Origin of the sequence: Pseudomonas sp. LS.1a (assembly GCF_022533585.1) — a bacterium.
Classification (GTDB): Bacteria; Pseudomonadota; Gammaproteobacteria; order Pseudomonadales; family Pseudomonadaceae; genus Aquipseudomonas.
In genome coordinates, this window is sequence record NZ_CP092827.1 from 274,636 (window position 1) to 288,238 (window position 13,603).

A 13,603-nucleotide genomic window follows, 5' to 3' on the forward strand; every position below is an offset into this window, starting at 1 on the left:
AAATGAATGCAGCAAGTGAGTCGGCATTGCGCCCATCGGCAGTGAATCACCAATCGCTCAGGCTTGTGGCGAAGTGGTTGAAACACCATGGAAGCATCAGGGTCAGGACGACCGACACACGACGTCTGCTTGCCGGACGATACCCCCAAGGCTTGATCAGCGAAGCAGAAATGCAGGCGCTGATGGCGGTTTGGCACTGATCGATTGCTTGAACCTGTATCGGCCCCTTCGCGGCTGAAGCCGCTCCCACAGGGACACCACATGTCTCGAACCCTGTGGAGTACCTGTGGGAGCGGGCGAGCCCGCGAAAGGGCCGGTACAGGCAATAAAGATCAGAAGCTGTAACTGCCAGTCACCACCAGGCTGCGCGGGTCACCCACCTGGATCTGCGCCGCACTGGTCGCCGAACTGTAGTAGGTCTTGTCGGCGATGTTGCTCAGCGCCGCCCGCACATCCCAGTCATGCGTGCGGTACCCCGCCAATGCATCCCAGCGGCCATAGCCCGGTAGCACCGTGGTGTTCTGGTTGTCCGCGTAACGCTCACCCACCAGCGTCAGGCCGGTTTCGGCGTACCAGCCCAGCTCCGGTTTCCAGGTCACGAACAGGCTGCCATTACGCTTGGCCACGTCATTGATGCGGTTGCCTTCCTGGCCGTTGTTGTCCTTGACGATGGTCGCATCCTGCAGGCCGATCCCACCGCGCACGTACCAGTTGCCGACGATATTGCCGGTGGCGGTCAGCTCGATGCCGCGCGAGCGCTGCAAGCCGCTGAGCAGGATGTTTGCCGGGTTATGCGGGTCGCGGGTGCGGCGGTTGTACAGTTCCAGCTCGTAGATGGCCAGGGTGGTTGTCAGGCGCTGGTCGAGCCAGTCGCTCTTCACCCCGATTTCCTTCTGGCGGGTTTCTTCCGGCTTGGCGTCGTTACCGTTGCCCTTTGCGCCTGGGGTGATGCCGATCAGACCGCCACCTACAGGCGAGAAGGTCTTGCTCCACGAAGCGTAGAACGAATGGTCGCGCCACGGTGTGTAGACCACGCCCAGGCGTGGGCTGGTGCTATTGCTGTCCTGTGGTTCGCTGCGGCCATCCTTGTCGGTGGTCTGCACTTCGAACTGGTCGAAGCGTACGCCGGCAAGAACCTGCCACTGATCGTTCAGGCGGATCTGGTCCTGTAGGTAAAGGCCGCGGCTATCGACCACGGTATGGTTGTCACTAAACACCGTCATCGGGCCATTGTGCTGCTGGCTGCGGTCGGGGTTGCCAAGGTCAAGGCCTGGCACCGCCTGGCCACCTTCCTTGACAGGCAAAGTGGTGTACAACAATGGGTCACGTTTCTGGTTGCCGAACTCCAGGCCCAGCAACAGCTTGTGCTCCAGGCCAAAGGTGTCGAAGTCGCCCTCGGCCTCCAGGTTGTTGAACAGGTTGCGGGTGTTCAGGTCTTGCTGCCAACGCTGGCGGGTAACGGTGTTGTTACTGGCGTTGTAGCCCGTGACGTAGGTGTTGTCGAACTCACTGGCGAGCTTGAATAGACCCAGGGTATGGCGCAACTGCCAGGTTTCGTTCAGCTGGTAGTTCAGACGCGAGCGCAGCGACTGGGCGCGGTCGTCGATGTAGTCGCGCTGGGTATCGCCATAGGTGGTGCTGCGGCTGACATCGGCCGGGCGGCCGTTGACACCGGGGATGCCTCGGTCCGGGGTGCGGTTGTAGCGGCTGTATTCGTATTGCACCAGCCAGTTCAGGTCGGGGGTGACCTGCCAGCTGATCGACGGGGCGAACAGCTGGCGGCTGCCGTCGATGCCGTCGCGGAAGCTGTTGTTGTCCTGGTTGCCCATGTTCAGGCGCAGGCTGACGGTGTCGCTGGGGTCGGCACTGAGGTCGGCATACAGGCTGCGCAGGTCTTCGCTGCCGGCCTGCGCCTCGATGCTCGAACGGCGGCCGTGCTCCGGCGCCTTGCTCACCCGGTTGACGATACCGCCCTGGCTGCCACGGCCATACAGCACCGCTGCCGGCCCCTTGAGCACTTCGACCCGCTCGATGTTATGCAGATCGCGGATGTACTGGCTGTCGTCGCGAATGCCGTCCAGGTAAAAGTCGTTGCTGGCCTCGAAGCCGCGAATGCGCACGCTGTCGAAGCGGGTGTCGTCACCGCTGCTGACGTTGGGAATGCCTTCCAGCGCCTTGCCCAGGGTATTGCTGCCGTAATCGAGCACGTTGGCGGTCTTCACCGTGTCGATGGCCTGCGGCACATAGCGCACCGGCGTCGAGGTGCGGGTCGCAGTGCTTACCTCCTTGATCCGCGGGTTGTCCTTGTCGCGCTCGCTGTCTGCGGTAACCGACAGTTCCGGCAGGGTGGTGGTGGCGGCACTGGCCAGGCCGGCGCCGAACAGCAGCGAAAGGCCAAGTGTCAGGGGGGAAAGACGGCAAGGTACAAGCATGGGCATATCCGGATCGAGCAGGTGAAAAAGAGGTGCGGATGGTAATGCTTGTTATTTGCTGTTGCTTGAGTATTTGTAAAGGGTTGTCATTACATCTGTGTCTGATTGTTACGGTTCCTGCTGCGGCGCGTCTTCCTGCAGGAGCAGCCTTGCGCTGCGAAAGCGCCCTCACAGGAAAATTGTCCGTTCGATCAAAAGGACTTTTCGCACGCGAGATAAATTGCCCACTGATAGCGCCAACCGGTATGGAAATGCACTGGTACCGTCGGTGAATTTGGTTATATCAACCTGCATTTCACGACTTTTTGACATTTGTAATCGCACACGGCTAGGATTCGGCCAACGCCTGCTGGCCATGCTCTTGGCCATGCTGCTGCCAGAGGCCGCCGTGTGATTACCGGCAGGCCTTCCAGTCTGGATCCGCATAGCGTCGAACCTACGAAGGGGCGTTGGTTCCTGGCGTCATATTGCAGAGCGTTTTTGATTAAGAAATAAGGAAAACAACATGTTGAAAACCAGGATCAGCCTGGTCGCCCTGGCGATGATCGCCGCGACCCAGGCACAGGCCAATGATCAGGCCGACAGCAAAGGCTTCATCGAGGACAGCCACGCCAACGTTCTGCTGCGCAACGCCTACATCAACCGCGACAAGAAACACGGCACCGACGACCAGATCGAATGGGGCCAGGGCGTCATCGCCAACTTCTCCTCCGGCTTCACCCAGGGCACCGTCGGTGTCGGCGTCGATGCATTCGGCCTGTATGCCGTGCGTCTGGACGGCGGCAAGGGCCACAACGGTGGTGCCGGTGTCGACTTCTTCAAGCCTTCGGACTTCAAGGACGAGAACGGCAACGCCAACTCGCCGCACAACCTGGCCCGTGGTGGCGCTGCTGTGAAGTTCCGCATCTCCAACACCGTGCTCAAGTACGGTGACCAGATGCCGGCACTGCCAGTGCTGCAGTACGACGACGCGCGTCTGCTGCCAGAAAGCTTCACCGGTACCCTGATCACCTCCAAAGAGATCCAGGGCCTGGAACTGAACGCCGGTCGCTTCACCCAGGAAGCGCGCAAGAGCGCCGAGCGCCGTGACGGTGGTGGCCTGAAGTCGATCAACGTCCTTGGTGGTAGCTACAAGTTCACCGACAACTTCACCGCTTCGCTGTACACCGCCGACAACGAAGACGTGATGAAGAAGCACTACCTGGGCTTGAACTACGTCTTCCCGATCGCCAGCGACCAGTCCCTGACCCTGGACTTCAACGGCTACAAGTCGGACATCGACGACAAGTTCGTGAAATCCGCTGGCCTGAACGGCGACTCCAACACCATCTGGAGCCTGGCAGCCACCTACGCGTACGGTGCCCACTCGTTCACCATCGCCCACCAGCGCAGCACCGGCAGCACCGGCTACAACTACGGCTGGTACCAGAACGAGGGTGGCGTGGGTGACGGTGGTTCGACCATCTACCTGGCCAACTCGTACTGGTCCGACTTCAACGCCGAAGACGAGCGTTCCTGGCAGCTGGGCTACGGCCTGGACTTCGGTGCCTATGGCATCCCGGGTCTGACCTACAAGCTGGCTTACGTGGTGGGTGACAACATCAACACCCGCAACGTCGCCAACCCGCAGGGCTTCGGTGAAGGTAAAGAGCGCGAGATCTTCAACCAGATCCGTTACGTGGTGCAGGACGGCCCGGCCAAGGACCTGTCGATCAAGCTGCGTAGCTCGTTCGTGCGTACCAACAACGCCGTGCAGCAGAACGGTTACAACGACGACGGCAACGAAGTCCGCGTATTCGTCGAGTACCCGATCAGCATCTTCTGATCCTGATCTGATGGCCTAGGGGCTGCTTTGCAGCCCATCGCGACACAAGGCCGCTCCCACATTGTCGGCATGCGCAGGACCATTGTGGGTGCGGCCTTGTGTCGCGAAAGGGCCGCAAAGCGGCCCCCGGCTTTCACGCCGGCTCCACTGCCCTGCGCCGCACCCCGGCAACCTTCACCTCTCCCTCCCCAGTCTCCGGCGCAAAGCTGTCACTGCGCGCCATCCGCCACATCCGCGCATAAAACTCGCTTTCAATCGAGCCACTGAGCAATTCGCCCGGCTTGAGGAATGTGTGCAGGTCCGAGAACAGCCCGATTTCGCTGGGGCTGATACGCCGCGCCAGGTGTTTGGGCTTGAGTTCCGAAGGGTGTTCCAGGCCCGCGGCAGCCAACATTTCGGCCAGCGCATGCAGCGTGTTGCGGTGGAAGCTGGCCACCCGCTCGGCCTTGTCCGGCACCACCAGGGCGCGCTGGCGCAGCGGGTCTTGCGTGGCCACGCCGGTCGGGCATTTGTTGGTGTGGCAGCTCTGCGACTGGATGCAGCCGATGGCAAACATGAAACCGCGCGCGGAGTTGACCCAGTCCGCCCCGATGGCCAGCACGCTGGCGATGTCGAAGGCGCTGACGATCTTGCCTGCCGCGCCAATGCGGATGCTGGCGCGCAGGTTCAGGCCGACCAGGGTGTTGTGCACGAACATCAGGCCTTCGCGCATCGGCACGCCCATGTTGTCGCTGAACTCGCGTGGTGCCGCACCGGTGCCGCCTTCCTTGCCATCGACGACGATGAAGTCCGGCGTGATGCCAGTGGCCAGCATGGCCTTGGCAATGCCCATGAACTCCCAGGGGTGGCCCAGGCAGAATTTGAACCCCACCGGCTTGCCGCCCGACAGTTCGCGCAGGCTGGCCACGAACTGCAGCAACTCGACCGGGGTGCGGAAGGCGCTGTGCGCCGCCGGCGAGATGCAATCCTCGCCCACGCGCACGCCACGGGTGGCGGCAATCTCGGGGCTGACCTTGTGCCCCGGCAGGATGCCGCCGTGGCCCGGCTTGGCGCCCTGGCTGAGCTTGATCTCGATCATCTTCACCTGCGGCGAGCGCGCCTGCTCGGCGAAGCGCTGCGGGTCGAAGCGGCCGTCCTCGGTGCGGCAGCCGAAGTAGCCACTGCCGATCTCCCAGATCAGGTCACCGCCATGTTCGCGGTGGTACGGGCTGATGCTGCCTTCGCCGGTGTCATGGGCAAAACGGCCCATGCGTGCACCGCGGTTGAGGGCAGCGATGGCGTTGGCACTGAGGGCACCGAAGCTCATGGCCGAGATGTTGAAGATCGAGGCCGAGTAGGGCAGGCGGCATTGCGGCCCGCCGATGGCGATGCGGAACGATGCCGGGTCTGGCGTGGCCACCGGCAACATGGAATGGCTGATGAACTCGAAGCCGGGCTTGTAGGCATCGTTGAGGGTGCCGAAGGCCTTCTCGGCGCTTTCGTTCTTGGCCCGGGCGTAGACCAGCGAGCGCTGCGAGCGGGAGAACGGCAGCTTGTCGTCGTCGCCCTCGATCAGGTACTGGCGGATTTCCGGGCGGATGGTTTCGATCAGGTAGCGGATGTTGCCCAGGATCGGGTAGTTGCGGCGCACGGCGTGATGGCTTTGGCGCAGGTCGTTCAGGCCGACCAGGCTCAGTAGCGCGGTGATCAGCGTTACAGGCCACAGCCAGGCATGCTGGGGTAGCAGCGGCAGGCTGGCGAAGGTGAACAGCAGGCAGAGGGCGAGGCAGGCGTAGCGGCTGGGTAGAGAGTGTTTCATGGGTCCATCGCAGGCAGGATGACCGGGCATAGGATAGGCAAAGGCGGGGAGGGGAAAACCTGGGTAATCGGTAAAAGACTGTTACCTGATCGTGTATTTCCAGGCTCATGCGCTCCTACAGCGGGGCGCGCAAAGGCTGACTGGGTAGCAACACGCTGACCCGCAACCCACCCCCCTCGCGGTTGGCCAGCAGCAACTCGCCCCCATGGCTGGCAGCAATCCGCTGGGCAATGCTCAACCCCAGCCCATACCCCCCGGAGGCCTGATTACGCGACCCTTCACCGCGCACGAACGGGTCGATGATGGTCGCCAGCAAGCCCGGTGCAATCCCCGGTCCGCGGTCGTCGATATGGATAAACACTCCCGTGGTAGCGCGCTCCAGCGTGACCGAAACCTCCTTGGCATAACGCAACGCATTGACCAGCAGGTTCTGCAGGCAGCGCTGCAGCAGCAGGGCATCGGCCCGCAGGCTGCCCGCCTGGCCATGCACCGGCAACGGCTCTTCGGCAGTGGCCAGCTCCGCGCACTGGCGCATCACCAGCCGGTCCAGGTCCACCTGCTGCAAGTTCTGCTGCTCCCCCGCGCGCAGGTAATCGAGCACCTGGCCGATCATGTCGTCCATCTGCGTGATGTTCTGCCGCAGGCGCTGCCGGTGTTCGTCGTCCGGCAGGCGCTCCAGGCGCAGGCGCATGCGCGTCAGCGGGGTGCGCAGGTCGTGGGATACAGCGGCCAGGAAGTAGGCCTTGTCGTTGACCATCGCAATCAGCCGCTGCTGCATGGCGTTGAAGGCCTGGGCCGCCTGGCGCACTTCCTCCGGGCCATCCAGCGCCAGGGGCGGCTGCTCGAGGTTGCTACCCAGGCCGCGCGCGGCATCGGCCAGGCGCCATAACGGGCGCAGGCACAAGCGCACCGCAACCAGGCACACCAGCAATACCGCGACGATGCGCAGCGCGTACACCCGCAACAGGTAATCGCTGATCAGCACCCACGCTGACTCGCCGCTCCAGCCTTGCAGTTCCTGGCCTTCGATGGTCAGCCAGTGCCCATCGGCCAACGGCACCGCGAACTGCAGATGCGCCTGGGCCGTGCGCAGGCCGAACAGGCTGCGCCAGACGATCGGCTGGCCCTGTTCATCGGTCAACTGCACCTTCATCAGGCGCACGTCCTGGGCATGCCCCAACTCGTACTCGAGGGCCTGGTGCAACAACAGTTCGATACGCCTGCGCCCACGACGCTCGTCCTGTACCGGCGTGGGCAGGGCTTCGCTGCAACGCAGTTGGTAATGCGCTGGTGCCTGCAGCGCACCAGCACGGCAGTCCGCCTGGGCGATCAACGGCGCGCTGCGTGCGGCAATCAGCCGGACAGGGGCCTCGAGTACCTGGGCAAAACGCACATCGAACCAGATGCTGCTCGACATCAACTGGATCAGCACGGTGCCGCTGACCATGATCAGCAGCAACTGGCCGAACAACGTGCGTGGCCACAGCCGGCGAAGCCAGCGCATGTCAGGCATCGGCCCCGTTGGCGGCAATGCTCAGCAAATAGCCTTCGTTGCGGATGGTGAGGATTTGTGCGGCACCCGCCGGGGCGTGGCGCAGGTGCTGGCGCAGGCGGCTGACGCACATGTCCACCGAACGGTCGTCTGGCAGGTGGTCGCGGCCGAACGCACTGCGCGTCAGCTGATCGCGGGACACCACGCGACTGTTGGCTTCCAGCAGCTCGCGCAATACGCGGTAGTCGGAGCGGGGCAGGGTCAGGGTCTCGCCATCGGGGCGGGTGAGCAGGCGCTTCGCATGTTCCAGGCGGAAGCCGGCGAACAGCTGGGCTTCCTCTGCCGGCGCTTCGGCGGGGGCATCCAGGCGTTGCGGACGACGCAGCACGGCCTTGATCCGGGCGATCAGTTCGCGTGGCTCGAAGGGCTTGGCCAGGTAGTCATCGGCACCCACTTCCAGGCCGATGATGCGGTCCAGCGTGCTGCCCTTGGCCGACAGCATGATCACCGCCAGCCCAGGCGTGGCTTGCAACTGGCGGCACAGGCTCAGGCCGTCTTCGCCCGGCAGCATCAGGTCGAGCACCACCAGCTCCACCTTGTGCCGGGCCAGTTGTTCGCGCATCTGCTCGCCGTCGGCCGCTGCCAGCACGTTATAGCCGGCATCTGCCAGGTAATCACAAAGAAGTTCGCGGATCTCGTCGTCATCATCGACAACAAGCAGAGTTGTGCTCATGCGGAAAAACACCTGTTCGGTGAGGGCCGGTGGCGCTCGTTACGTTCGATTACATCCCCATACAAGCCGGGTCTGGAGCCCGGAGGGCCGATCCCTAGAATCCTAACAAAAAATCATCTGCAAATACGAAGTCTTCCCAAATGAACGCCGAGAGCACCCCGAACGCCTTCCCTTCCATCAGCCGAGACGGCCCTCGCCTGAAACCGCTGGCCTTGTTCATCGCCGTAGCCGTCAGTGGTGGCGCGATGGCTGCCGACAGCAAGCCCCTGGAGCTGGACGCCACCCAGATCGAAGACAGCGCCCTGCTGCCTGCCGACGAAGCCGGCCAGCTGGGTTACACGGTCGAAAGCACCCGCAGCTCCACCGGCCTGGCCCTGACGCCGCGGCAGACACCGCAGTCGGTCACCACCATTACCCGGCAGCAGATGGACGACCGCGACATCCACACCATCGAGCAAGCGCTGGAAACCACCCCGGGGGTGACCGCGAGCAAGTCCGAAGTGGGCGGGCGTACCGACTACCGTGCCCGTGGTTATTCGATCAGCAACTGGAAGGTCGATGGCCTGCAGTTCCAGGGCGGCTCCGACTTCAGTGGTGGTGGCAACGCGCTGAACATGGACCTGTACGAGCGCATCGACATCGTGCGTGGCGCCAACGGCCTGCTGGGCGGCACCGGCGACCCGTCGGCCACCGTCAACCTGATCCGCAAGGCGCCGACCAGGACGTTCGGCGGCAGCGCCTATGCCACCTATGGCAGCTGGGACAAGCGCCGCCTGGGCGCCGACCTCAACCTGCCGCTGTCCGAAGACGGCCGCCTGCGTTCGCGCTTTGTGATGACCCAGCAGGACGCCAATTCATTCCGCGATAACCAGTCCGAACGCTCCCGCGCCGCGCTGGCCAACTTCGAATTCGACCTGGACGACGCCACCACCCTCGGTGCCGGCTACCAGTACGAGTACAACAAGATTGTCGGCGGTGGCTGGGGAGCGAACATCCCGATCTGGTACCGTGATGGCAGCAAGACCGACCTGCCGCGCAGCACCAACGTGGTACCTAGCTGGAGCTTTGGCGAGTACACCACCCGCACCGCGTTCGGCTCGCTGGAGCACCGCTTCGACAACGACTGGACCCTGGACCTGAAAGCCGCCCAGAGCACCGCCGAAACCCTCAACCACCGCGGCCTGGCCAAGGTCAACTCGGCGGGCCGTGGCAGCTACGGCGGCTACTGGGACCAGGATGGCAGCGGTGCCGTGCTCAACGGCCTGCACAGCTCCACCGACACCACCCAGCAGTCGGCGCAGATCGACCTGTCCGGCCCGTTCCAGCTGTTCGGCCGTACCCACCAGGCGATGGTCGGCTACAACGACAGCCGCACCGTGGCCTGGTCGCCGGAATACACCTGCACCATGGTCGGCGACGGCATGGCCAGTGCGCCTGCGCTGGGTTGCCAGTTCCGCGCCAACAACGGCTTCCCGCTGACCGACTGGCGCAATGGCGTGGATGACGACTACAGCATCATCGCCTCGCGCACCGGCCGCCACAGCAAGACCACCACCCGCCTGCAGGGCATGTATGCGGCAACCCGCCTGAGCATCACCGACCCGCTGTCGGTCATCCTTGGCGTGCGCACCAGCAACTACTCAGCCACCACCCGCAGCGTGGCTGGCGCACGTACCAGCCAGGAAGAGAATGGCATCGTCACCCCGTACCTGGGCGCGGTGTACGACCTCAACGACAACTACTCGCTGTACGCCAGCTACACCGACATCTTCACCCCGCAAACCGCTGAAACCAGCAGCGGCAGCAAGGTCGAGCCGATTCGCGGGCAAAGCTACGAGACGGGTATCAAGGGTGAGTGGTTCGATGGCCGCCTGAACGCCTCGGCGGCGTACTTCCGCACCAAGCAGGAGAACAAGGCAGTGCTCGACGGCGACCTCACCACCCCCACCGGTGGCGATGCCTACAAGGCCGGTTCCGGCCAGGAAACCGACGGTATCGACCTGGAAATCGCCGGCGCCCTGACCCCCAGCTGGAACGTGTACGCTGGCTACACCTACCTGCACTTCGGCCGCGTCGACAGCGACGGCCGCAGCGACCCGTCACACCTGTTCAAGGCCTCGACCACCTACCGCCTTTCCGGCCCGCTCGACCGCCTGACCCTGGGCGCCGGGGTGACTGCGCAGAGCAACATCCGCGCAATCTCCAGCCCGGCAGGCCAGCCGAGCAATGGTGTGAGCAACGGTGCCACTGACGTGAACTGGTCCGGTTATGCCATCTGGAATGCCATGGCCAAGTACCAGCTGACCGACGACACCAGCGTCAGCCTCAACGCCAACAACCTGTTCGACAAGCACTACTACACCCGCTACGGGTTCTATGCCGGGGCAATCTACGGCGACCCACGCAACCTGTCGCTGACGGTCAGCACGGCGTTCTGATCAACCGCACCTGGGGCTGCTGCGCAGCCCTTCGCCGGCAAGCCGGGCTCCCACAGGTACTTTGGGAGCAACTAACAGGTGGCGCGATCCCTGTGGGAGCGGGCTCGCCCGCGAACACGGGCGAAGCCCGTGCCATCCACCGCGGCACCTGATTCGCTGGGTCGGCGCCAGGCTCAAACCATGCGCTGTACCTGTGGTAGATGGCCCAGCCCTTTGGGCTGCGCTGTCGCGTAGATAACTGAAGTTGCAAGCAATCCGCGTCCCCTGTGGGAGCGGGTTTACCCGCGAAGAATGCAACGCGGTGGATGGCACGGGCTTCGCCCGTGTTCGCGGGTAAACCCGCTCCCACAGGCCCCCTGCTAACTCAATGAGTTATGTGCAGTTCTATGAGAGCCCGGCTTGCCGGCGATGGGCCGCAAAGCTGCCCCATTTCACCTGGGGCCAGCCTCTTGCACGCGATCAATCGGCTTCTCCAGCCGGTCCTCGAAACTGTCCCAGTCCTCACCAAACAGTTCCACCGGGTGCATGGTCCGACTCGCGCCATTGCCACAGGCCAACGCCTTGGCCGGGCAGTACAGGTCGCAGCCCCAGCAGATGCGCTCCGGGTGGCCGGGGTTTGTGGGGAATTTCTTGGCCATGGTCAGCTTCCCTCTGAACTATGTCCCCAACCTATACCTCGGTCCGCTATTCAGCTTGATCGGCATCAATGTCCCGGTGACCTTCAGCAGAGCGTATATTCCGGATCCAGAAATCTGTTTGACCTAGCACTTGCCCAATACCTAACGATTCGACAGGTGACAACCATGAAGCGGGATAAAACCGAAGCTAATGGACTAGATGCCTTCATCGCCAATATTTCACCCATGCTGGATGGCCTGAACGCCCAGATGGCAACCATGGCCCAGCTACTTGCTGCCTGCCATGACCCCATCAAGGACGATGCTGAACTCCAGGCGCGGATGGCATTGATCGATGAACTCTACTCGCATGCCGACAGCGAGGGTCACGCAGCTGCGCGTTTTGCGGAGATGGTGGCGGATCGTGTCTACGAGTATGAGAGTGAGTCGGTACTCGTGCCGTTTGCGAGCCAGGCCGAAGCGTTGGCCTTCCTGCTGTCGGACAGGGGCGTGAAGCAGAAGGACCTTGCCTCGATAGCAACCCAGAGTGCGGTTTCAGAGATTTTGAACAACAAGCGGAAGATGACGGTTGCCCAGATCAGGGGCTTTGCTGAGTTTTTCAGCGTACCGGTTGAGTTTTTCATGCATGGGGTGGTTTGAAATCGGTAGGGCCGCAGGGATCGCGGGGCACAGAAAGCAAAAAAGGCCCACCTTTCGGTGAGCCTTTTTTGATACTGCGTATGGTGCCGGCACCAGGAATCGAACCCGGGACCTACTGATTACAAGTCAGTTGCTCTACCATCTGAGCTATACCGGCAATGGGGCGTCATTATAACGATCGGTTGGCGCCTGTAAACCACTTCGTTGCGAATGTTCGCAAATGACCTAAGTCACCGACCTGAAAGAAGAATTTTCCTACCAGCCGCGATGGATGGTGGTGACGCTCGGCTCGGTTTTGCCCGGGTTGAAGAACAGCTTGTCGTTGTCGCAGCCGCGCTTGCGGCAGGGGCTTTCGGTGCGCAGGGGCAGGCCGTTGTCGCCGCCCAGCTGCATGCCGGGGTGGTTCCAACCCAGGCTGCTGCTGGGGTGGGGAGCGGTGCCGCTGGCGCAGCCGGTCAGGGCCAGGGTGAGGGTCAGCAGGGCGAGGGGCTTGGTCTGGGTCACGATGGTCGGGTCCGTTAGTCCATGTCGGTTCTGGCGCAACGCCAGAAGGTCGCGAGGCTGGCGGGCAGCGCGCGACGTCACTTTTTAATGATTTGGGGGGCGGATGATACACCGTTGGGCGGGATCAGCGGTGGGGCTTTAGCTTTTTGTTGCCTGTGCTGGCCTCTTCGCGGGTAAACCCGCTCCCACAGGGATATCACTGTTCTCAAGCCTTGTGTGATTCCTGTGGGAGCGGGTTTACCCGCGAAAGGGCCATCAGCTGTACGAAGATTCTGAACTTTAGGGCTAACAGCTTCAGGGTTTGGTGGCTTCGGAACTATCCTACGCGCGCCGCCGAAGTATCGCTGTTGTGGGGGAAATGGCTCACGGATACCGTTTTCGGGTCGCTCTGGCGACCGGGTGTGAGAACCCAAGTCGAATAAGCGCTACCCCTTTTTGGTGGCCGTACGTGGGCAGACTTCGGTCTGGCCGGGCTTCCTTATTCGACCGGTTTCTCACCCCGCGTACGGCTGCCACCCAAATCCGTGAGAAAGATTTCTGGCAGTCCCTTCCCCGAGTAAGGATATATGCCATGAAGAAAACCATCATCGAACCCATCACCACCGCAGGCGTGGAAACCTTCCTCGCAGCCGGCAACCCATCCCTCAATCTGCTACGCGTCGAGCCCGGTGTCCCCGTCGATGCTGCCTACGAGCATGTCTCGATCCTGATGGGCTACATCAAGCACCTGGTGCGCGAGGGGGATATGGAGGATGACCATAAATTCCTGGGCGCCGCCGATTATCTGTGCGACATGGCCAAAGCGCTGATGAACGATATCGAGATTGCCAAGAACAAGGCGCATTGAACCCTTATGCGCTCCCACAAGGGACCGCGCAAGTCAGGCCATTCTGAGTAAGGCTTTAGACGCAGTCGCCAACCACAAGAAATGTTTATGCACAAGTGGCATCGGCGACTTGCGCGAAAGGCATGCCGGAGCGCTACACCGCCTGTCTTTGCGCAAACGCCTGTTTTTACTGGCCTTGACGGGCAAGCCGGAATAAGCCAAGCGTTTGAAATAGCGCTTGGATCCAACAGGTAATCACAAGCTTGTTCACAGAGTTA

At 62.5% G+C, this 13,603-nt stretch carries 11 protein-coding genes and 1 tRNA gene; 5 read left to right on the forward strand and 7 right to left on the reverse strand.

Annotation, left to right across the window (positions count from 1 at the left end):
• Positions 1–2: 2 nt before the first annotated feature.
• A complete protein-coding gene (locus MKK04_RS01180; protein WP_082888390.1) occupies positions 3–200 on the forward strand; it encodes a hypothetical protein in 198 nt (65 codons plus the stop codon).
• Positions 201–332: 132 nt separating this feature from the next.
• Here the strand turns inward: MKK04_RS01180 and MKK04_RS01185 are convergent, their stop codons facing one another.
• The gene (locus MKK04_RS01185; protein WP_241106165.1) at positions 333–2,432 is read right to left on the reverse strand and encodes a TonB-dependent receptor; all 2,100 of its coding nucleotides are present in this window, start codon (positions 2,430–2,432) and stop codon (positions 333–335) included.
• A 505-nt stretch (positions 2,433–2,937) separates the two neighbouring features.
• Between MKK04_RS01185 and MKK04_RS01190 the strand changes: the two genes are divergently transcribed.
• Positions 2,938–4,257 (forward strand): OprD family porin, encoded by a 1,320-nt coding sequence (locus tag MKK04_RS01190; RefSeq protein WP_063914475.1) that lies wholly within the window; start codon positions 2,938–2,940, stop codon positions 4,255–4,257.
• 133 nt (positions 4,258–4,390) lie between these two features.
• Here the strand turns inward: MKK04_RS01190 and MKK04_RS01195 are convergent, their stop codons facing one another.
• The 3 genes from MKK04_RS01195 to MKK04_RS01205 form a co-directional block, all read right to left on the reverse strand.
• Entirely contained in the window at positions 4,391–6,055 is a 1,665-nt protein-coding gene (locus MKK04_RS01195) for an FMN-binding glutamate synthase family protein (protein WP_207833150.1), read from the reverse strand.
• Positions 6,056–6,170: 115 nt separating this feature from the next.
• Positions 6,171–7,559 (reverse strand): ATP-binding protein, encoded by a 1,389-nt coding sequence (locus MKK04_RS01200; protein WP_241106166.1) that lies wholly within the window; start codon positions 7,557–7,559, stop codon positions 6,171–6,173.
• A 1-nt stretch (position 7,560) separates the two neighbouring features.
• On the reverse strand, positions 7,561–8,280 hold the full coding sequence (locus MKK04_RS01205) for a response regulator (RefSeq protein WP_207833154.1): 720 nt from the start codon (positions 8,278–8,280) through the stop codon (positions 7,561–7,563).
• 140 nt (positions 8,281–8,420) lie between these two features.
• On the opposite strand from MKK04_RS01205, the gene MKK04_RS01210 reads away from it, so the two are divergent.
• Positions 8,421–10,718, forward strand: a complete 2,298-nt coding sequence (locus tag MKK04_RS01210; protein WP_241106167.1) for a TonB-dependent siderophore receptor — start codon at positions 8,421–8,423, stop codon at positions 10,716–10,718.
• Between the two features lie 431 nt (positions 10,719–11,149).
• Here the strand turns inward: MKK04_RS01210 and MKK04_RS01215 are convergent, their stop codons facing one another.
• Entirely contained in the window at positions 11,150–11,356 is a 207-nt protein-coding gene (locus MKK04_RS01215; protein WP_233688067.1) for a DUF3079 domain-containing protein, read from the reverse strand.
• A 165-nt stretch (positions 11,357–11,521) separates the two neighbouring features.
• Between MKK04_RS01215 and MKK04_RS01220 the strand changes: the two genes are divergently transcribed.
• On the forward strand, positions 11,522–11,995 hold the full coding sequence (locus MKK04_RS01220; RefSeq protein WP_233688068.1) for a helix-turn-helix domain-containing protein: 474 nt from the start codon (positions 11,522–11,524) through the stop codon (positions 11,993–11,995).
• Positions 11,996–12,076: 81 nt separating this feature from the next.
• Here MKK04_RS01220 and MKK04_RS01225 read toward each other — a convergent pair.
• Together MKK04_RS01225 and MKK04_RS01230 are read right to left on the reverse strand one after the other, a co-directional pair.
• A tRNA-Thr gene (locus MKK04_RS01225) sits at positions 12,077–12,152 on the reverse strand.
• A 98-nt stretch (positions 12,153–12,250) separates the two neighbouring features.
• Complete coding sequence (locus tag MKK04_RS01230; RefSeq protein ID WP_135003131.1) at positions 12,251–12,499, reverse strand: hypothetical protein; 249 nt, start codon at positions 12,497–12,499, stop codon at positions 12,251–12,253.
• Positions 12,500–13,070: 571 nt separating this feature from the next.
• On the opposite strand from MKK04_RS01230, the gene MKK04_RS01235 reads away from it, so the two are divergent.
• Complete coding sequence (locus MKK04_RS01235; protein WP_013970482.1) at positions 13,071–13,346, forward strand: DUF3077 domain-containing protein; 276 nt, start codon at positions 13,071–13,073, stop codon at positions 13,344–13,346.
• The last annotated feature ends 257 nt before the right edge of the window (positions 13,347–13,603 follow it).